Origin of the sequence: Halobacillus rhizosphaerae (assembly GCF_046719735.1) — a bacterium.
In the GTDB taxonomy this organism is placed as follows: domain Bacteria; phylum Bacillota; class Bacilli; order Bacillales; family Halobacillaceae; genus Halobacillus_B; species Halobacillus_B rhizosphaerae.
The window spans coordinates 1-19,759 of sequence record NZ_JAUTWQ010000023.1 but is presented as its reverse complement, the minus strand read 5'-3'; the positions used below and the strand labels follow the sequence as shown (position 1 = coordinate 19,759).

The 19,759-nt window shown below is 40.2% G+C and carries 18 protein-coding genes and 1 riboswitch; of the genes, 6 read left to right on the top strand and 12 right to left on the bottom strand.

What is annotated here, in order from left to right:
- Positions 1 to 11: 11 nt before the first annotated feature.
- The gene (locus tag Q7A53_RS18245; RefSeq protein ID WP_411790708.1) at positions 12 to 881 is read right to left on the bottom strand and encodes a DUF1028 domain-containing protein; all 870 of its coding nucleotides are present in this window, start codon (positions 879 to 881) and stop codon (positions 12 to 14) included.
- A gap of 154 nt (positions 882 to 1,035) precedes the next feature.
- On the bottom strand, positions 1,036 to 1,617 hold the full coding sequence (gene thiT, locus Q7A53_RS18240) for an energy-coupled thiamine transporter ThiT (protein WP_411790633.1): 582 nt from the start codon (positions 1,615 to 1,617) through the stop codon (positions 1,036 to 1,038).
- 78 nt (positions 1,618 to 1,695) lie between these two features.
- Positions 1,696 to 1,797, bottom strand: a riboswitch (TPP riboswitch).
- A gap of 175 nt (positions 1,798 to 1,972) precedes the next feature.
- On the opposite strand from thiT, the gene rpsN reads away from it, so the two are divergent.
- On the top strand, positions 1,973 to 2,242 hold the full coding sequence (gene rpsN / locus Q7A53_RS18235) for a 30S ribosomal protein S14 (RefSeq protein WP_411790632.1): 270 nt from the start codon (positions 1,973 to 1,975) through the stop codon (positions 2,240 to 2,242).
- Positions 2,243 to 2,330: 88 nt separating this feature from the next.
- Here rpsN and Q7A53_RS18230 read toward each other — a convergent pair whose 3' ends face one another.
- The 6 genes from Q7A53_RS18230 to Q7A53_RS18205 form a co-directional block, all read right to left on the bottom strand.
- A complete protein-coding gene (locus tag Q7A53_RS18230) occupies positions 2,331 to 3,053 on the bottom strand; it encodes a sugar isomerase domain-containing protein (RefSeq protein WP_411790631.1) in 723 nt (240 codons plus the stop codon).
- Positions 3,054 to 3,062: 9 nt separating this feature from the next.
- Positions 3,063 to 3,782, bottom strand: a complete 720-nt coding sequence (locus Q7A53_RS18225; protein ID WP_411790630.1) for a GntR family transcriptional regulator — start codon at positions 3,780 to 3,782, stop codon at positions 3,063 to 3,065.
- Positions 3,772 to 4,530: a glucosamine-6-phosphate deaminase gene (gene nagB, locus Q7A53_RS18220; protein WP_411790629.1), complete on the bottom strand. Its 759-nt coding sequence runs from the start codon at positions 4,528 to 4,530 to the stop codon at positions 3,772 to 3,774. The genes Q7A53_RS18225 and nagB overlap by 11 nt, the downstream gene beginning before the upstream one ends.
- Positions 4,527 to 5,711 carry an N-acetylglucosamine-6-phosphate deacetylase gene (gene nagA / locus Q7A53_RS18215; protein ID WP_411790628.1) on the bottom strand — a complete coding sequence of 395 codons (1,185 nt, stop codon included), beginning with the start codon at positions 5,709 to 5,711 and terminating at the stop codon, positions 4,527 to 4,529. The genes nagB and nagA overlap by 4 nt, the downstream gene beginning before the upstream one ends.
- 57 nt (positions 5,712 to 5,768) lie before the next feature.
- The gene (gene nagE / locus Q7A53_RS18210; RefSeq protein ID WP_411790627.1) at positions 5,769 to 7,697 is read right to left on the bottom strand and encodes an N-acetylglucosamine-specific PTS transporter subunit IIBC; all 1,929 of its coding nucleotides are present in this window, start codon (positions 7,695 to 7,697) and stop codon (positions 5,769 to 5,771) included.
- Positions 7,698 to 7,831: 134 nt separating this feature from the next.
- The gene (locus tag Q7A53_RS18205; RefSeq protein WP_411790626.1) at positions 7,832 to 8,587 is read right to left on the bottom strand and encodes an alpha/beta hydrolase; all 756 of its coding nucleotides are present in this window, start codon (positions 8,585 to 8,587) and stop codon (positions 7,832 to 7,834) included.
- A 223-nt stretch (positions 8,588 to 8,810) separates the two neighbouring features.
- On the opposite strand from Q7A53_RS18205, the gene Q7A53_RS18200 reads away from it, so the two are divergent.
- Positions 8,811 to 9,401: a YgjP-like metallopeptidase domain-containing protein gene (locus Q7A53_RS18200; RefSeq protein ID WP_411790625.1), complete on the top strand. Its 591-nt coding sequence runs from the start codon at positions 8,811 to 8,813 to the stop codon at positions 9,399 to 9,401.
- A gap of 186 nt (positions 9,402 to 9,587) precedes the next feature.
- Here Q7A53_RS18200 and Q7A53_RS18195 read toward each other — a convergent pair whose 3' ends face one another.
- Complete coding sequence (locus tag Q7A53_RS18195; protein ID WP_411790707.1) at positions 9,588 to 10,835, bottom strand: Nramp family divalent metal transporter; 1,248 nt, start codon at positions 10,833 to 10,835, stop codon at positions 9,588 to 9,590.
- Between the two features lie 422 nt (positions 10,836 to 11,257).
- On the opposite strand from Q7A53_RS18195, the gene Q7A53_RS18190 reads away from it, so the two are divergent.
- The 3 genes from Q7A53_RS18190 to Q7A53_RS18180 all read left to right on the top strand — a co-directional run bounded on the left by Q7A53_RS18190 (position 11,258) and on the right by Q7A53_RS18180 (position 14,749).
- Positions 11,258 to 12,451 carry a cytochrome P450 family protein gene (locus tag Q7A53_RS18190; protein WP_411790624.1) on the top strand — a complete coding sequence of 398 codons (1,194 nt, stop codon included), beginning with the start codon at positions 11,258 to 11,260 and terminating at the stop codon, positions 12,449 to 12,451.
- A gap of 487 nt (positions 12,452 to 12,938) precedes the next feature.
- On the top strand, positions 12,939 to 14,249 hold the full coding sequence (gene glnA / locus Q7A53_RS18185) for a type I glutamate--ammonia ligase (protein WP_411790623.1): 1,311 nt from the start codon (positions 12,939 to 12,941) through the stop codon (positions 14,247 to 14,249).
- A gap of 209 nt (positions 14,250 to 14,458) precedes the next feature.
- Positions 14,459 to 14,749 (top strand): phospholipase, encoded by a 291-nt coding sequence (locus Q7A53_RS18180; protein WP_411790622.1) that lies wholly within the window; start codon positions 14,459 to 14,461, stop codon positions 14,747 to 14,749.
- Positions 14,750 to 14,952: 203 nt separating this feature from the next.
- Here the strand turns inward: Q7A53_RS18180 and Q7A53_RS18175 are convergent, their stop codons facing one another.
- The 3 genes from Q7A53_RS18175 to Q7A53_RS18165 all read right to left on the bottom strand — a co-directional run bounded on the left by Q7A53_RS18175 (position 14,953) and on the right by Q7A53_RS18165 (position 18,818).
- A complete protein-coding gene (locus tag Q7A53_RS18175; RefSeq protein WP_411790621.1) occupies positions 14,953 to 16,083 on the bottom strand; it encodes a S1C family serine protease in 1,131 nt (376 codons plus the stop codon).
- Positions 16,084 to 16,094: 11 nt separating this feature from the next.
- Positions 16,095 to 17,246: a zinc ribbon domain-containing protein gene (locus Q7A53_RS18170; protein ID WP_411790620.1), complete on the bottom strand. Its 1,152-nt coding sequence runs from the start codon at positions 17,244 to 17,246 to the stop codon at positions 16,095 to 16,097.
- A 372-nt stretch (positions 17,247 to 17,618) separates the two neighbouring features.
- Positions 17,619 to 18,818, bottom strand: a complete 1,200-nt coding sequence (locus Q7A53_RS18165) for a dicarboxylate/amino acid:cation symporter (protein ID WP_411790619.1) — start codon at positions 18,816 to 18,818, stop codon at positions 17,619 to 17,621.
- A 334-nt stretch (positions 18,819 to 19,152) separates the two neighbouring features.
- Between Q7A53_RS18165 and Q7A53_RS18160 the strand changes: the two genes are divergently transcribed.
- On the top strand, positions 19,153 to 19,704 hold the full coding sequence (locus tag Q7A53_RS18160) for a 3D domain-containing protein (RefSeq protein WP_411790618.1): 552 nt from the start codon (positions 19,153 to 19,155) through the stop codon (positions 19,702 to 19,704).
- The last annotated feature ends 55 nt before the right edge of the window (positions 19,705 to 19,759 follow it).

Below are 19,759 nucleotides of genomic sequence, written 5' to 3'. Positions count from 1 at the left end.
AAATGACAAACTTATTGATTTTCCATAAAAGTATACACCTGCATGTCTATGTACCCTTCTTTTTGTTCCCGTCCTTCAAAATTCTCAGTATTTATAAATGTTTTTAAACCTTTATATAATTCCTGGTCTGATGGCGATTTTGTGGAAAGGTAACCAAGCTGGTGCAGTTTTCCCGTTAATCTTGACTTAAACGGACCCTCTATCCTCTTAATATCTTCTGTTTTTGTTTCCCCAAAGTATAACTGCTGCAGTTGATAAATCCTGTTCAATTCCTCGATTGGATCCGGGTGATCATCGACACGAAGATCCACAAAAACGTCATTCAGTCCCCCATAGCCTCCTTTATCTTTAACTACGTAAATTGCTGCTGATTGACGGCCGCGACTATCCCCTCCTGCTTTTTGGGCAGCTTGCAGTCCAGCAATCAATCGATCTGAAAGAGACCCTGAATGTTGTTCAAAGGCTTTTCCCATCTCCGATACTGTTGCTTGATTTACTAAAATGTTGCCTTGCGCACAGTAATTGGGGCCGGTCATTCCTCCTGCCCAATCAAGACAATTTGCGCCAGTATACGTCGCTCCCCTTCCATTCGCGTCTATAATGCCTGCCTGACGTTCATCTGCTTGAGGGTCATTTTTAACTAATTCATCTAACGTTTCTTGTGCACTAAGACCTTCTCTCAATAATTTTAATCCTGACGGTCCATAAGCAGGATTGGCTAGTGCTTGCGTCGCAATCGCTCCTACGCCAGCTTCAGCCCAAGGCACCACCGACCCCACACCAAGAAACTTAGATTGAACGGCAACTCCTAACTCTCCCGTTTCAGGATCGTGGCCCACAATAGAAAATGTAGCAACTATATTCGGTTTATCTTTCAATATCCTGACCCCTTTCTTTCCTACTCCTTTAAAATTCGATTCGATCCTTTAACTCTCCTGCTTCATATATAATTCTCATGACTTAAAAAAAGGTGAGCTCCAGATTAAAAAACTGAGCTCACCTTTCAATTTAAAAGTAGAATATTTATTCTTATAATTATTTATACGGCTTGTGAATGATGAGTTGAGGTCTTTTCACGAAAAGTATACTGACAATCACCGCACTTAATATAAAGGCAGGAAGCATATAACCTCCATTGTAGAGGAGAGAGTAAAGCCATACCGGCTGCCCCGGCGGTGCAAATTTGCCGTAAAAGACAATGCCCGCGATAAAATGACTCACAAACCTTAGTAGACTTCCTATCAAACAACCGGTGATAATCGCTGTAATCATTCGTTTCACATGATGTTTAGAAGCCGCAGAGGCTATCTGGCCAGCCATTATTCCAGCGAATCCAATCGACGTAAATGCTAGAATATAATCTAGGAAACTCTGTACAGGTGTAACTAGAAGAGCATTTCCCAGTAATATTTGATAGACTCCCAGTAGAAATCCTGTTAATAATCCACCTTTTATTCCCCATCTGTAAGCCATAATAAATACTGGCACCATAGAGAAGGACACCGATCCCCCCTGGGCCCATAATTTAAATGACAAAAACGGGATAATATCCAGCAAAATAGCAATAGCCGAGAAAATAGCTACTTCGACTAAAAACAATACTCCTTTGTGTTTCATCTCAAACTCCCCCTTTAAAATTGAGCACAAAAAAAGCAATACAAAGGGAAGCTTTCTGATGGATCCCATGCATTGCACCATCAACAAAGCCGCCATTCCTACACCAGTATTAACTGACAGGTTCAAAGGGTCAGAACAAATTGTTCACTCTCAGCCTGGAGGGCTCCCCTTGAGGGCTAAATTTATTATGCTTTTTTTGTTTGCCCTTATTATAGTAGAACAACTCACTCTAGACAACTATGATTTATTGCCTGGGAAATCTAATATTGAGGCACAAAGTCCTGACAATTTGACATTATGCAGTGGGAGTCCTATAATTCAAATCGTAACAATTACTATTTAAGGAGGTCACCCATTGGCGAAAAAGTCTAAAATTGCTAAAGAGCTGCAACGTCAAAAGTTGGTAGACAAATATGCAGAGAAACGCAAGGAGCTTAAAGCGGCTGGCGACTTTGAAGCTATACGCAAGCTGCCAAGAGACTCCTCTCCATCACGCACACAAAACCGCTGTGCCTTGACCGGCCGACCACATGGATATATGAGGAAATTCGGTCTTTCTCGCATTCAGTTTAGAGAGTTAGCCCATAAAGGTCAGATTCCTGGTGTTAAAAAAGCCAGCTGGTAATTTTTCATCTCAGCGAGCGAAAAAAGCCGTGATGATTCCAGAAAACTTAAACCCACCAGCCCGCTGGACTGATGGGTTTACATAAAGTTTAAAAGGATATCCGCTTCCTATACTTACTCATAAGCTTATGATTGTGTTCGTCTATGCCATCTACATTTCCACTCTTAAAGATCGGCGGTTTTATATTTTCTTCCGCTAGTTTTTCGATGACTTTTGTAAATAAACTGTGCAATAGTGCTGTGCCTGCCACGGATGATACGGGGGTGAATTTCTCCTGAAAGCTTTCAGAGCTCATCACGGCATCCCCGACAGGAACTTGCGTATCCAGTGTGAGGTCTACGACTTCTTCCAGCCTTTTCCCTGATTTGTGCTTAGATCTTTGATAGGACGTGTAGTTTTTCGATAACATCCCTACGACTAATAGTCCTTTTTCCTTCCCATAAAGAGCAGCTTCAATGGGAGCAGGATTTCTGCCGGATGTTGAGATTACAATAAGAACGTCATTCGCTTGCAGGTTCTCCTTTTCTAAGCAGGGTACGATCAAACCATGTTTTCTCTCATTTCGGCTAGATTCTTCAGCTCCATTATGAAGCATAAATGGCGCTGGAGTAATGGGATGGACTGGAACCAGTCCTCCTGCCCGGTAGTAAACATCCTGAGCTAGTAAACTAGAATGTCCGGAACCAAACAGGTGTATGATTCCGTCTGACTTAAGACTTTCTACTATTTGTTCACTAATCATATCGATCATTTCATTACTTGATTTCTCTAACTCTTTAATCATATCAGCTATTATAGTAAAATAATTCATTTCCTCACCTCATGAACGATAAATATCACTAATGAACTTGTAACGATCAGCACGATAAGCAGACTTCACGACCTCAAATGGAGTACCGTCCTGCAAGAAACTATTTCGTTCAATATGCAGAACTGCCGATAAAGGAGGGACTTCAAGCAGCTGAGATTGATGCTCATCCGCTATCGTAGCTTCAATTACTTGAGTGGCATTAGCAATAGGCAGACGTTTCTCAATATGATTGTATAATGACCCCTGCACCAGTTCTTCGTTTAAATCTGGAATTAATGTTTTAGGAATAAAGGTCGTTTCAATTGCCATTGGCTGCTCGTCCGCATAACGAATTCTTTGGATTCGATAAACTTCCTGATTATCCTTCAGATGCAATTTTCTAGCGATTTCATGAGTCGCCGGAATCGTTTCGAATCCCAGCAATTTATTACTGGCATCCATCCCTCGCTGCTTCATGTCTTCGGTAAAACTAGTCATCCCTTGCAAAGGCTGTTCTATTTTGCTTTCTGCTACAAAAGTACCTTTTCCTTTTTCACGGTACAGGTAGCCATCGTTCACCATATTTGTAACCGCTTGTCTGACAGTCATCCGACTCACATCATAAAACTCAGATAGTTCTCTTTCAGAAGGGATCATATCCCCAGGAGTGTATTCCCCAGTATCCATACGCTGCTTTAAATTCTCTTCAATTTGATAATACATAGGAAGGGGAGAATTCTTATTGAGCATGGTCTCTCTCTCCTTCGTCCGCTTCAACTAATTGATATGCCGCTCGATCAACTACAAGCGTGACATTGGGATGATCCAATAATGCAGAGGCAGGAAATTGTTCATCTGTTTCCCCTTTTAAAAGTTGGGAGATTGCCTTCGCTTTATGTTCCCCTGAGGCTAATAGGAGAATGGCTTTACTCTTTAAAATCGAACCGATCCCCATTGTGATGGCTTCCAAGGGTACTTCTTCTTTTGAGTTGAAGAACCTGGCATTTGCCTCACGGGTCGATTCATCCAACTGTTCAATATGAGTGAAACCCTGAAACGAACTTCCCGGTTCATTAAAGCCGATATGACCATTTTCTCCTATTCCTAAGAGTTGCAAGTCTGGTGGTCCGATTTCCTCAATGAGTTGTTCATAGAGAAGACATTCTTCCTCAAGGCTTTCGGCATTCCCATTGGGGATATAAGTACGAGTATGATTTATATTCACATGATTGAATAAATTCTGCTCCATAAATTGGTGATAGCTTTGAGGATGATCTTCTTCTAATCCCACATACTCATCCAAGTTAAAAGTAGTTACTTTAGAATAATCCACGCTCCGCTCCTGGAAGCCTTTGATAAGGTGTTTATAAGTCCCTAGCGGCGTGCCACCAGTCGCCAGCCCTATCACTGAACCTGAATTCATATTTACTTGGTCTTCAATGATTTCTGCTGCCCTAGCGCTAAGCTGTTCATAATTATCTGTTACGATCACTTTCACGAACTCACCTCCCTGCTGTCGAAAGCAATGGTACCCTTGCAAACCGTAACCATTACTTCCCCATGTTCATTCAGCATAACAAGATCAGCGTCTTTACCTTCTTTAATACTTCCCTTTCGATGAAAGACCCCTAACTGTTTGGCTGCGTTTGCCGATGTAATGGCCGCAAGTTCTTCATAATTTAACTCTTGGTCTTCTTTCATATTTCTCGCTGCTTCTGCCAGCGTCAAAATACTTCCAGCAAGCGTTCCATCCTCTAATCGGGCTTCTCCATTCTTCACTTCCACATCCTGACCGCCAAGATCATACACACCGTCCGCTAAACATTTAGCGCGCATCGCATCTGTAATAAGAATCGTCCTGTCAGTTTTAGTGTGCTGGTAAGCTAATTTAATGGCATCTTTATGGACATGAATACGATCCACTATCATTTCGACCATTAATTTTTCGTTTAGAAGAGCAGCTCCCACTACACCCGGTTCTCGGTGGTGCAGTCCTCTCATTTGATTAAATAAATGAGTGACATGCTTCGCCCCATGTTCCACCGCTTCATTCACAACGGAAAGGTCAGCATCACTGTGTCCTATAGAGGCCGTTACCCCTTGGGAACTCACGTATTTAATAAGTTCCATAGCTCCACTTTCTTCAGGGGCAAGCGTAATTAATCGAATATGTCCCTGACTTTGCTCCTGCCAATGTGAGAATTTCTCTACTGAAGGCTCCATTACGTGCTTGATGGGCTGGGCTCCTACTTTATTTTTTGAAATAAATGGCCCTTCTAAATGAATCCCAAGAACTTCTGCTTCACCATCTGCGAGCTTGCTTTCCATGTATTGACCCACATTAGTCACAGCTTTGGAAATTGCATCTGAAGACTGGGTCATTGTTGTTGCTAAGAAACTCGTGGTACCTTCTTTCGGAAGCTGACGGGCAATTCCTTGGAGACCATCAAAGGTAGCATCCATTACATCAAAACCATTCGCTCCGTGGATATGAACATCGATAAAGCCAGGAAGCAGTGTGTACTGCTTCCCTTTTCCATCAATGACCTGATCAGCCCCGCCAATAAGTTGATGAGATAGTTTGGTGATTTTACCATTATGAATCTGCAGAGATCCAGTCTTCCATTCACCTTCCTCAGTAATAATGGATAAATTAGTAAATTCAACGATATCACTCATGTGTTCATTCCACCTTTACGGAAAGCAGGGAGAAACCCAATGTCTCTTCTGCTTCGCTTATTTAATCGAAATAACTCCGGATTCACCTTGCTGCAGTTTACCTGATTTCAGGAGGTGAACTTGTTCGTTTTCAAGATTGGTAAAGATAATCGGAGTGATAATCGACGGCACATTATTTTTAATTTCATTAAATTGTGCTCGAATTAACGGATCACCTTGCTTAATGGTTTGATCAGCTTCGACTAACGTTTCGAATCCTTCTCCGTTTAATTTGACTGTATCCAGTCCTATGTGAATCAAAATTTCTATTCCATTGGCTAACTCCAGCCCTATGGCATGCTTGGTAGGAAAGACTTGCACCACCTTACCATCGACAGGAGAACAGATAGTATCACCGATAGGGTCGATCGCAAACCCTGGCCCCATCATCTGTTCTGCAAAGACCTGGTCCGGTACTTCTGTTAACGGCAGGACTTGTCCTTCAATCGGCATAATAAATTCTTCGGATTGAAGAACTCGCTTAGCAGTCTGCGCAGGTGCTGATTCAGCGTCCTGTGTTTGCTTTCCAGGAGGAGTCATATCCCCTGCATTCATCCTTTTTTTCATCGCTTCTGCTAAGAATTCTACTGAAGTACCAACGATTACTTGAAGGTTATTTTTCCCTACCTTCATAACCCCTCGAGCTCCTTGTTTCTTCAACTGCTTCTCATTAATTTGATCTCGATCATTCATTTTCATCCTTAGTCTTGTCGTACAATAATCTAGAGAATCAATGTTGTCCGGGCCCCCAAGGGCTTCTAAATAATAGTAGGACTTATCATCATAATCATTGGAACTGCTTGATGGCATCCCAACTTCCTGTGTTTCCTCTACAAAGTCTTCGTCTTCATCTTCACGTCCAGGTGTTTTTAAATCCAGTTTGATAATAAGGAAGTAAAAAACAAAGAAATAAATGGCACCAAAGACGAGACCAATAATAATCAGCATAAATGGATTTTGTGCAATATTGTAATTAAGCAAGTAGTCAATTAAACCAGCTGAAAATCCAAACCCATCACGGATGTGAAAAAGGTAAGCGATAACCATAGATAAACCAGTTAATAGAGCATGAACTCCATATAGTAATGGTGACAAGAACATGAATGAAAATTCTATCGGTTCTGTAACCCCTGTAAGAAAAGAAGTCAGGGCAATACTTAGAAGCATTCCACCGACCGCAGCTTTACGATGTTTCTTAGCCGCTGCGTACATGGCCAGACAAGCAGATGGCAGCCCAAACATCATGACCGGGAAGAAACCTGCTAAGAAACTGCCAGCATTGGGATCTCCATTTAAGAAACGGTTGATTTCACCTTTAACTACTTCTCCTGAACTTGTCGTAAAGGATCCGAAATCAAACCAAATTAATGTATTAATGACATGGTGAAGACCTACTGGAATAAGCAGACGGTTTAACACCCCGTAGACTCCTACTCCCACTGCGCCGGAATTTAAAATCCAGTGCGCTGTTGCATCCAAAAGATACTGAGGATACACCCATAAGTATCCTAATACAAAGGCAAGCACTACCATGACGCCAGATGTAATGATAGGAATAAATCGTTTCCCGCCGAAAAAGGAGAGAAAATCAGGAAATTTAACATCATGAAAACGATTGTAAAGCATACCTGCTACAATCCCTGCAATGATTCCTGAAAAGACTCCCATTTTAATATCTGAATTAATGGCACCTATCCCTTCATTTAGAACCAAATAGCCGACCGCACCTGCCAGGGCAGCAGCTCCACTGCCGTCCTTAGCAAATCCCATAGCTATACCAATAGCAAAAATAAGAGCAAGATTGCCTAGAATCCCATTACCTGCTGCCGTCATAAAGGGAATATTAAGCATATCATCCATCCCAAGTCTGACTAGCAATGCAGCTGCAGGCAATGTCGCAATCGGAAACATTAACGACTTACCAATTCGTTGAAGAAAATTCAGCATTTTATACCGCCTTCCGAAAATTTATAATATGAAACCGCTTCATCACTAATACCTTATCATCTTATCATATAGTTGTCTATACCAATTATATAAAACTAGTTAAGCAGCAATCTTCGCTGCTTAACTAGTTTACATTAACTGTTTTTTGCTTGAGCATACATTTGAAAGAACTCTAGACTCCGTTCAATAATCAAGTCCTGGTCGTAATCCAGTGTGGCCACATGATAACTGTTTTCTAAGTGTACGATTTCTTTATGCTCTGAAAAGACTTTATCAAAAATCAGTTCGGCATTACTTGGAGGGACGACATGGTCTTCATCTGAAACAAAAAGCATGATGGGACAATGAACTCCATTCAAGCGGCGTTTCACATTCTCCATTAATCTGGATAAAGCAGTAATGGCTTGTACAGGAGTTTTTTGATAAGCTAACTCCTCCACCCCTTCTTTCTTAATATCTGAACCTATCGCATCAATATAACGATCTTCCGTTTCAGAAGGCAACCGTTCCATCTCTGGTATTTCAATGGCCGCATTCATCGGTATGACTCCTTTTATATCCTCGAAGGTCTCCGATATATACAGAGCTAGTGTTCCTCCCATGGAAAGCCCCACTGCGAAAATAATCTCACAGCGGTCCTTTAACCAGTGATACCCTTCTTCAATCGATTGAATCCAATCCTGTTCTGTCGAATTCTCCATATCTTCCGGAGAAGTTCCATGTCCTGCAAGGCGCGGGCAAATAACTGTGTAGCCTTCTTTTGCATAAGCTTCCGCTAAAGGTTTCATGCTTTGAGTCGTGCCCGTAAATCCATGTGAAATTAATATTCCTACTTTATTTCCCTCGAACTGGATCGTTTCAGCATTGTCCATGACGTCATAAACTGCCATATTTTCATGCTCCTCTCATTTATTTATGTAAAAGTGTAGTAACAGATCTAATGTCTATAAATCAGCTTTTAATCCATTTAAATATCTACCCTTCAACCCACTCATATAATCCATAACCTGCTAATCTTTTATAGAAAAGACATTCCTTCTGAAATGGAGCTTTTGACGGGAAATGAGGACTTTATTAGAATAAACATTGAAGAGGAAGGAAAGGGGAAAATACATGCCTTTACTAGAAGACGGCAGCAAACAGATCTGTTATCAACTATCAACTAAGCCAGACATAAATTTCATAAAAATTTACTTAGATGATCTAAACGGTGTCCATGTAACCGCTGCTGAGAATAAAGACAGCAGTAAAATTGAAGCCTTTTTAAGAAAGAAAACGGAATGGATTCATCAAAAATGGCAGAAAACACATGAAGACCTCTATTCCATAGATGGGCTCCAATTAGAAGACAGTCAAAAAATTTCCTATTTAGGAAGAAACTACAAACTCGTTATTGATAAGTCCAAAGATAAAGAACCTAATTTTCAATTCCATAAAGGGAAATTTAATTATTCCTATCCCTCTGATATGAAGGAAGAAGAATCATTATCCAAACTTCATGAATTACTTTCCCTGTGGATGGCAGCAAAGGCAAAAGAAAAGTTTAACACCCTGGATGAGCAATCCATTGAGGTTGAAAACGACCAAACAAGACTCGGTGTAAAAGACAACAATCAAATAGCTTTAAATTGGAGACTGGTACAGCGTTCAAAGGAGGATATTCTCCTTCATATTAAAGACCTTCAGGAAGAAAGAGTATGTTAGTATTTCGATGACTTTACAATCTATTGAGACTGGGATATAAGACAATGCCTGTAAGCTGATGATGAACCATCAAAGGAAGACCAGATTATATTAAGGTGCACAAAAAAACCGAAGGATGATGAAATCATGTTGATTTTATCATCCTTCGGTTTTAATAATGGCTAACAAACTTCTGGCCAAGATTCTTTATGCAAAAAGAATTTGGTAAAGTAAAAAGATATTCAGCACGATGATAATAGCCGCAATCACCCACGAAGCATAAGTTGTAATTTTTTTGTTCACAAGTGATCCCATGAGTTTCTTTCTACTTGTAAAGATAATTAACGGGACTAAAGCAAACGCAATTCCAAATGATAAGATGACCTGACTGATCACCAATGCCCTCGTTGGGTTTATCCCTGCAATAATGATAACTAGCGGCGGAATAATCGTAATAAAACGACGTAAATAAAGGTTAATACTTCGTTTAATGTACCCCTGCATAATGACGTCTCCCGATAAAGTACCCACGGAAGAACTGGATAATCCCGCTGATAGAAGTCCGACTCCAAATAAAATCGCAGCCGTAGGACTTAACAGAATTTCAAAGTGATTAAATGCTACATCCAAATCTTCAATCACAATTCCATTGGTATTAAATAATGCACTCGCCACGATTAGCATACTGGCATTAATTGCCCCTGCAATAAGCATGGCGATTAAAATATCGATGAACTCAAATTTATAAATTTCCTTCTTCTCTACTTCGTTCTCTCCGACTATTCTCCTCTGAGTCAAAGCAGAGTGAAGATAAATCGCATGCGGCATAACCGTTGCTCCTAGAATTCCAGCTGCAAGAAGTACACTGCTTACTCCATCAAAGCCCGGCACAAACAGCCCTTTCATTAGAGGAGCCATCTCAGGCTGTGCATAAAATACTTGGATTCCAAATGCAAATACCACAACCAGCACCATTCCTGCAATCACAGCTTCCAGAGGACGGAAACCTTTACGCTGAAGCTCCAAAATTAGAAAGGAAGCCACTGCTGTAATAATGGCTGATGGCAGCATAGGGATTCCAAATATCAAATACAGTCCCAGGGCCGCACCAATAAATTCGGCTAAATCGGTCGCCATTACTATTAGCTCACCTTGTATCCATAAACCCATCGATGCCCATTTCGGAAAGTGATCTCTTGCCACTTCTGGAAGGTTCCTTCCTGTTGCTATTCCAAGCTTGGCAGAAAGAGATTGAATAAGTATGGCCATAAGATTTGATGCGAAGATTACCCATAACAGCATATAGCCAAATTGAGAACCTGCCTGAATATTGGTTGCGAAGTTGCCTGGATCGATGTAAGCAACAGCCGCTATGAAAGCTGGCCCCAAAAATGGCAATAGCCTTTTTAACCCTTTCCTCTTTCCTAAAGCTTCAACATACGTCTGTGAATCTATTCTTTTTTTCTTTTGTAAAACTGGATTTCCAGTGTTTTTTCCAAGCAGCGTTTTATCCACTTTAACCCTCCTGCATTTTCCCTCGAGCGAAAAAGTTGCCCTAGTGAAAAATTAGTTCCTGTGACCAATGTATGCTATTTGATCTAAAAAATCAACTCGTACACACAAATTAAATAAATTTGATGGAAAGGTTTAGATCAATTACTTGTAAAAATAGAGATTTTCAAAGAATAACTTACTCATCCGTCTATTTCCATTCACACCTTCTATTCTTCCCCAATCCCGTTCATTGAAGACTTTCCTAGTCATACAACTTCTAATTGGGGAGAGTTGAACCATAAATAGTTGAGGGTATTAACTATCCCAGTGTATACTGATGGTAAGATCTGGCACTACATACAGATTAAAAGGAGGATCTAAGGATGATTTCTGTCCAAGAAGTTTATGAATCTAATTTTAAAGTGGGGGCTTATTCTTTTTTTGAGGACCTGCGCAAGAATCAGCCTATTCATGCCTTATCTGAGCAAAACGGAAACACCACCTGGATTGTCACGCAGTATGAAGATGTACTTAAGTTATTAAAGCAGCCTAGTTTTATTAAGGATCAGTCCAAACTTTTCTCAAATGCACAATCGGATGACGATCCTATGGAAGCTAAAATTTTTCAGAATATGATGCTAGATGCGGATCCACCTGATCACCGCCGGTTAAGAAAGCTCGTGCAGCCGCATTTCAACCCTAAAACAATCAAGCAACTCGAGCCAAGAATTCAAGATATCGCAGATGAGCTTATTTTCCAAATGTCAGAGAAAAGAGAAGACATTGATCTGATTAATGACTTTGCCTTCCCTCTTCCTATCATTGTAATTAGTGAATTACTAGGGGTTCCTATTGAGGACAGAGACAAATTCAGACAATGGTCCAACACTATCGTATCTGCTGCAGATGGAGAAGAAGGAGACTTCACTCGAGATATCGGGGAATTTATTGATTACTTGAAAGAATTATTTGCTGAACGGGAACGAAATCCTCAAGAGGACCTTATTTCGAACTTGCTGCAAACGCGTGATGAAGGTGATTTGCTAAACGATGAGGAACTCTATTCCATGATTGTACTGCTGATTATTGCCGGTCATGAAACTACAGTTAATTTGATTGGCAATGGAATGCTTGCCTTATTTGAACATCCCGACCAATTAAATTTATTAAAAGAAGACTTGTCGCTCACAGAACAGGCAATTGAAGAATCACTTCGGTATTATAGTCCCGTTGATTTCTCTACTGCCCGCTGGGCGGAAGATGATTTGGAACTTCATGATCAAACAATAAAGAGAGGAGACCTCGTACTTGGCTCCATTTCTTCGGCAAATCGAGACGATAAGCAATTCCATCATGCAGAAGTATTTGATATTCAAAGGAAGCCAAACCCACATATCGCTTTTGGATATGGAATTCACTTCTGTTTAGGTGCCCCTTTAGCAAGGTTAGAAGCTAAAATCGCCTTCAAGTCTCTTTTAACTGCCTTTCCAAATATTTCATTGAACCAGATGTCCAAACCGGAATGGCGGCAAGTGTTTCTGCTTAGAGGACTGAATCAGTTAAAAGTAAATCTATAAGCTTATTCACCAGTTGAAAAGATTGAAGTTAAAGATACTAGTATGGAGTAGAAAACCCGGATCATTGCAGTAAAATGGTTCGGGTTTTTCAGTATATAGTCAGGTATGAAGGCACTCTTAAAGTTCCCCCATGTCCTGTTCTACGCCCCAGAAACTTCATTCCAAGCACTTGGCTGTAATTTTCTCGACAGGAATTGATTAATGACAGCCATCAATTTACAAAACCACCCCCGATATAATAAGCTCCAATAAATTAAATGAAAAGATTGTTTTTAAATATTAAAAGCAGGGTAAACCCCTTTATGAAAAGGAATTCCATAGTTAAATTAAGGAGAACGACAGAAAGATAGTTTAAAATTTTTAAAAATTTCAAGAATTCTTTTTGAGTTTTACCTACATTATGTGTTAGAATTCCTAACATAAGGGAAACAAGGTTTCCTATCCAACAATACAACTCCAATAAAAAAGGAAAAGGTGAGATAACTAAATGAGCTATACGAAAGAATCGATCAAACATGAAGTAAGTGAAAAAAACGTTGAATTCATCCTGCTCGAATTCACAGATATGATGGGTGATACCAAAAACGTAGAACTTCCCATTGATGAATTAGATATGGTACTAAACGATGAAGCCATGTTCGACAGCTCTTCTATTTCAGGATTTACAGCAATCCAGGAAAGTGACATGTACCTTGTTCCCGACTTGGATACCTTTTTAGTACTTCCAGCGACGGTTGACGAAGATCAATCCGTGCGTTTTATTTGTGACATCTATAAACCAGATGGTACACCGTTTGAAGGTGACCCTCGCTATATACTTAAAAGAGCTATGAAAGAAGCTTCTGATATGGGCTACACAGTTAATGTTGGGCCAGAACCAGAATTCTTCCTTTTCAAATTGGATAAAGAAGGCTATCCAGTCCGTCAAATGAATGACCACGGTGGATACTTTGATGCTTCCCCTAAAGATAAAGGCGATAAAGTCCGCCGCGATATCGTTCGTACTCTTAAGAAATATGGATTTGAAATGGAAGCCTCTCACCATGAAGTAGCCAAGGGGCAGCATGAGATTAACTTCCGCTTCGATAACATGCTTAAAGCAGCTGACAACATTCAAACATTTAAAAATGTGGTCAAAGATATTGCAACTAACCATGAATACCATGCAACCTTCATGCCAAAACCATTTTCCCGCGAGAACGGTTCAGGCATGCACTGTCACCTATCGTTGTTCCAGGATGGCGACAGCGCATTCTATGATGAGAAAGCTGAAGATGGAGTTTCTAAAGTTATGAAGCAGTTTATTGCTGGTATTCTTCACCACGCAGGTGGAATTGCAGCTATTACTAACCCTAATGTTAACTCTTACAAAAGACTGGTACCTGGCTACGAAGCTCCCGTAAGTATTGCATGGTCCCACTCTAACCGCAGCTGTATGGTACGTGTGCCAACAACCCGCGGTAAAGGTACTCGTTTCGAGGTACGTAACCCGGACCCTACAGCTAATCCTTATCTAACGCTTGCTGTTCTTATTCAAGCAGGACTTGAAGGAATTCGTAACGAGTTAGACGCTGGTCAAGATGAAACTCGTAACCTATATGAAGTTACCGATGACAGTGTCCCTACTCTTCCTACTAATTTAAAAGAAGCAGTGAAAGCACTTAAGAATGATACTGTACTATTGAATGCACTGGGAGACCACACTTCTAGAGCTTATATTGAAGCGAAGGAAGAAGAATGGACAAGATATTCCCTTTATGTAAGCCCATGGGAAATTGACCAATATATGAATAAATAAGATAAATCATAGAAAAAATCCCTCCTTTTTCCTACAAGGAGGGATTTTCTTATGGTCATGGGAAGAGGAGTTATTATATTATTCCCGCATCACCTTACTAGTACTAGCATGATGACTTCTACTTTTATTCGTAAAGATATGTTATTTATCTATACCGCGGCTTGCTCTCATTCATAAACTACAATATAGCAGAGCAAAGGGGCAGAAAAGTGTCAAATTCACGAAACAGAAGAGGGTATTTCCCAAGATTTTGTATATTCCCAGGCTATAAGTGGTGCGGTCCCGGCTGCAGTGGTCCTGGAGCGCCCATTAATGCTGTTGATGCAGCATGCAAAGCCCATGATGAATGTTACCAACAGTACGGCCCATGCTGTTATTGTGATCAACAGTTCCTCCGGCAGTTATCAAAGCTGCGTAACCCCCATACGTTAGAAGGAAGACACGCTCAGACGATTTATCAATATATGAAGTTACAATCCTTCTTTACCTGTGGGATTTAACAAGCCATCCTATTTTAATTTGGATGGCTTGTTTCATTAAGAGGATTCTCAAAGGCTAGAGCTGGCGGGGCTTAACACTGCAAAAAAGGTATCCACACCCAGATCATATAATCATTCCTAGACAAAGAAAAACCCGAGCCTTTAAATGGGCTCGGGTTATCTCCATCAGCATGCTGCTGTTTCGCTCAGTTTTTGGAGAGCGATTACTTTAGTACTTCACCGCTTCCTAAGAGGATTTTCATTTGATTGTTTTCATACCCGACCGGATATTTCACTTGGTATTTCTTCGTATTCACTTCACCGTGATCTGTTTCTTCTGCTGTAATAATGGCAGTAACTTCAACCAGGTTGTCCTTAGGATCAGCAATAATGTTATCAATACTTACTGATAAAGTGTTATTGTATCCCGTTCTGAACTGTTCATATGTTTTCGTGCTTTGCCAATCGCTTCCTATCAAAGAATAGGCGGTCACAAAATCACCTTGGTTTATACTGTTATAAAAATATTGCACCAAATAAGTAGCTTCTTCTGCTTTAGAAGTTTCCTGCGGTTTTTCCTCTTTCGAATCTATATTAGGAAATTTGGGCAGGGACTCCATTGGGGATTTGGACCAATTCTTCACTAGTGACAAAACATCAACGATAGGAATGCTGAATCCAATATTTTCCTTTCCAAGTTTAGCAGAGTTCACTCCTATTACTTCCCCCGTCTTCTTATCTATTAGAGGTCCTCCACTATTTCCAGGTGCAATGGGAGCTGAAATTTGATAAACATTTTTATACTGGAAAGGATCTAAATCAAAATTACGATTCAGACCGCTGATTTCTCCGCTAGTAACTGTATTCTGCAATCCTAGAGGACTTCCTAATGCTAATACTTCATCAAGAAGCTCTGCTTTACTTGAAGAACGGATCGGCAAGGGTTTTTCATCCTTTAAACCCGGCACCCTCACTACGGCAATATCCGTATCAGGACTAATACCGATGACTTCTCCTGATAGCTTCTTAGAATCGACAGTAATGACGGTAACTTTATTTTGATTCGCAGCTACGTGAGCATTGGTAATAACATCACCTTTATCGTTATACAAAAACCCAGAACCAATCGTCCCATTTTTTAGTTTGATTTGGACTACTTTTTTTTGAGCCTGAAAGATAATGTCTTTGGTCTGTGAAATCGGTTCTGTATTTTCATTCGTATCAGTCGGCTGATCAAGTACAACAGCAGCTTCTAATTTTTTGGGAACAGTGTTAACTATATACAAACTCCCGGCTCCCCCTGCTGCCAAAATGAAGATCGTTAGTGTGAGGCTGATCACCCACTTACGGTTCATACGAATCCCCCCTATTCCACATACCATTCAAGGTCTGTAACTTTTACAGTTAAGTCTCCTTTAACATCATACATGACTTTTTCAAAATTTCCTTTATCTCCTGGATTTAAATACATAGGATAAATCTGAGAAGAACTTGATTTTACGACTTTATCTTTATCGTTTACTAAATCATAGTTTACTTTTATGGAACTGATAATTTTTGTAGCCACACTTTGCACTTTACCAGATACTTTCATTTCTCCAAATTCACTATTAGATAATTTAACGTCCAGTATTTTCACAGCGTCATTTTTATTTTTCAGATCTTCTTTAGCTGCCTGCTGCATGGCATGTTTTATTCTTTCTTCTTCCGCTTTTTCGAAGGCGGTTTGTTCTTTAATCACACGTTTCTTTAGCTTTACAAGCTTTTCATGGTTAGAAACATATTGCAATCCTCTGTCCACGACATTCACTGCATCGGTATATTGCTTATTATCCATCGCTTTTTCAGCCTTATCTACTGCAAGTGAAACTATTTTCTGAGAGATTTTTTCCCGCACTTTTGCAGCCTCTTCTAAATTTAATCCTGAGAGAGTGTCCAGCTTTACTGCTAGGTTATCGATCGTATCCACCTGATTAATTTCGTTACTGATTTCTTTGACAGTAATTCTCGAATCCAGTTCATTTGTTCTTGGGGATAGTGTGGCGGTCAGCTTACTATTATGATTTATAATTTGATTTTGGATCGTACCTAAGCTTTCCTTAGCATCCTTTAAACGATTGTCGTCAATATAGTCATCAATTTTATCCAAATCACTGTTCATCGCCAGCGCAGAACGGATGCTGCTTAACTCCGTTTGAACCGCATTAAAATCTGGACGCTTGTCCACGGCTTCAGCAAGGATGGCTTCCGATTCCATATATTTCCCGTCCAAAGCCATTTTGACAGCTTTTTCTTTATCTCCAAGAACTTCTTGGTTAATCGCTTTTTCATAATTATATGTAAAGAATATGGCACCACTGGAGATCAATACAGCAATAAGCGGAAGCAAAACAAGCCAGAGGTTTTTTCGCCTGATCAAGCGGGATTGTTTCCCGTCCTCGTCTAAGCTTTCTCCACAATGAGAACAGAAGCGGGATTCTTCACTCACCTGTTCCCCGCATTTCCCACAATTGGTCATGGGCCTTCCTCCTTGTATCTGACAATTCAATAAGAAATGGAGTAATTTCCTTTATCCACGTTTTATTATAGCATGATTTGCCATTTTATCGACAGAGGTACATAAATTTTGACAAGTCATGATGGTTCCCTGAAGTTTATAGAAAGTGTGTGATTCGCACGGCCAGAAATGGGGACGAAAGCATAAGATAATTCTATCCTATTCGAGAGGAGTGGCACAATTGAGCAATCAACCAGGTAAATCGGCAAATAACGGTAGCCAGAAGAAACCCGCTCGCCGTACATGTTGTGGGAAAAAGCGGAAGGGCACAGCTAAATAAATACAAAGATGAAAAAAAGCCGCTAATTTGGTAAGCGGCTTTTTCCATTCCATTTAACCAATCTTCTGTTTGGCCTGAGCTGTTTTAGGTTCCTTAAGGCGATTTTTCACAAGACGGTTAACAATGGTAGTAATCGCCCCGTCTCCTGTTACATTCGCTGCCGTTCCAAAGCTATCCTGAGCTAAGTAAAGGGCAATCATTAAGGATACCATGGCAGGGCCAAATCCAAGCATGGACTCGAGCAATCCAACCGCTGTCATTACAGCTCCTCCCGGCACACCTGGGGCAGACACCATAGTGATCCCCAGCATTAAAATAAACGGAAATATTTCACCAAAACCAATGCTGCTTCCTTGCATGAAAAGCACGGCCATAGCACAGCTTGTAATTGTGATAGTGCTTCCGGCTAAGTGCACATTGGCAAGCAAAGGGACAGCAAAGTCGGCCACCCGTTCTTTCACTCCCACTTTCTTCACATGCTTAAGTGTCACGGGAATCGCAGCTGCAGATGATTGTGTACCAAGGGCGGTGAAGTAAGCAGGAACCATTTTTTTCAGCATTTGAAATGGATTAGCGCGGTGGAGACTGCCAGCAAACGTATAAACTCCTAGTAAATAAATAAGATGTAAGGCAATAATCATAACAAATACTTTGGCAAACACACTAAGAATTGTACCCACCTGCCCTGCATAAGTCATATTCGCAAATACCCCGAATATATGAAAAGGCAGTAACGGAATAATTACATGTTCAATCAGTTTTTGGATAATGGATCTGAACTCGTCCAGTACATTAAATAATGTATTTCCTTTTAAAGTAGAGATTCCTACACCTAAGATGAATGAAAATATCAGTGCTGCCATGATCCCCATAATCGGGGTCATATCAAGAGTGAACGGAGCTTCAATTAATGAATCTTCTGGATTAGATAAAGACTGAGAACTTTGTCCCGACAAAACTACCGGATACAGATTTTTTGCTGTTATGAAAGCAAGTAAACCAGCGGCTATCGTTGAAGTATAGGCAAGACCTGCCGTGAGTCCGAGCATACGGCCGGCACCTTTTCCCATTGAAGCAATACCCGGTGCAATAAAACCAATGATAATTAAAGGGATGACAAAGCCAAGGAAATTGCTGAATAACCCAGTAAAAGTCGCGAATACTTCAATGAAGGATTCCGGGACAATTAAACCAGCGGCTATGCCTAGTCCAATGGCTAAAACTATTCTTAGTAATAAAGGTATTTTGTTCATGACTAACTTCCTTTCTCCTTATGTAAATTCAACGTATTAAAGCAGTGCAGAAATCACTATTCTCTATACAATAAACTATGAAAAGGAGTTTGTGAAGAAAGAATGCTTAAAAAATTCGAACACTTTACCTTGGAATTATTTCCTTTAGAGCTACTGATCAAATGCCCATTAATTTACAAGAAAACATACGGAAAGATGTCTAACAAAATACTTATTTGTCGAATAAGTCATATGTAATGGTTTTGTAATGGAAATGTTGCTTCCTTGTATTTGTTTAGTCCTATTCCCCTTGTTATACTCCTGTAAGTAGATCTTTGAAAGGGGTAAAAAAGTCATGAAAAAGAAATTATTTATATTATTATTCACTCTTGCCTTTTATATAGTTGGTATCACAGGACACGGATTTCAAGATAATTCTACCGTTTCAGCTTTAGAATTATCAAAAAGTGAGCAGACTGCTATCCAGATTAGTCCGATGGTGAAGAAATCATCTCATCTTAATAAGAAAAAAGATTCCAAGATTAAACGATTTGAAGAAAAAAAGAAAAAGCACGTTAAAAAAGAAGAAAAGAAAAAGAAAACTTCTAATGTAAAACGGACGGTTAATGTAGAAGCCACTGCCTATACAGCTTCCTGCGATGGTTGCAGCGGGACAACTTATACAGGAATCAACCTGAAGGCACATCCTGGTAAAAAAGTTATTGCCGTAGATCCTGATGTAATTCCTCTAGGTTCAAAAGTAAGAGTGCCAGGATACGGGGTCGCTATCGCTGGTGATATTGGTTCTGACATTCAAGGTCATCGAATTGACTGTTTTATCCCTCACCACGGCAACGCTATGGATTTTGGACGCAGACAAATTCAAGTAGAAATTATAGAATCCTAATGAAAAAGCCCGGCTCAAGTGAACTATAACCCGAATAATGGACACTTATAAAAAA

Coding starts and splice junctions, on each gene's coding strand:
- Q7A53_RS18175 (WP_411790621.1), bottom strand. CDS start 16,083: ATGAACCGTAAGTGGGTGATCAGCCTCACACTAACGATCTTCATTTTG.
- Q7A53_RS18230 (WP_411790631.1), bottom strand. CDS start 3,053: ATGAATTATTTTACTATAATAGCTGATATGATTAAAGAGTTAGAGAAA.
- Q7A53_RS18165 (WP_411790619.1), bottom strand. CDS start 18,818: ATGAACAAAATACCTTTATTACTAAGAATAGTTTTAGCCATTGGACTA.
- Q7A53_RS18190 (WP_411790624.1), top strand. CDS start 11,258: ATGATTTCTGTCCAAGAAGTTTATGAATCTAATTTTAAAGTGGGGGCT.
- nagA (WP_411790628.1), bottom strand. CDS start 5,711: ATGAGTGATATCGTTGAATTTACTAATTTATCCATTATTACTGAGGAA.
- Q7A53_RS18225 (WP_411790630.1), bottom strand. CDS start 3,782: ATGCTCAATAAGAATTCTCCCCTTCCTATGTATTATCAAATTGAAGAG.
- thiT (WP_411790633.1), bottom strand. CDS start 1,617: ATGAAACACAAAGGAGTATTGTTTTTAGTCGAAGTAGCTATTTTCTCG.
- glnA (WP_411790623.1), top strand. CDS start 12,939: ATGAGCTATACGAAAGAATCGATCAAACATGAAGTAAGTGAAAAAAAC.
- Q7A53_RS18160 (WP_411790618.1), top strand. CDS start 19,153: ATGAAAAAGAAATTATTTATATTATTATTCACTCTTGCCTTTTATATA.
- Q7A53_RS18200 (WP_411790625.1), top strand. CDS start 8,811: ATGCCTTTACTAGAAGACGGCAGCAAACAGATCTGTTATCAACTATCA.
- nagE (WP_411790627.1), bottom strand. CDS start 7,697: ATGCTGAATTTTCTTCAACGAATTGGTAAGTCGTTAATGTTTCCGATT.
- Q7A53_RS18170 (WP_411790620.1), bottom strand. CDS start 17,246: ATGACCAATTGTGGGAAATGCGGGGAACAGGTGAGTGAAGAATCCCGC.
- Q7A53_RS18205 (WP_411790626.1), bottom strand. CDS start 8,587: ATGGCAGTTTATGACGTCATGGACAATGCTGAAACGATCCAGTTCGAG.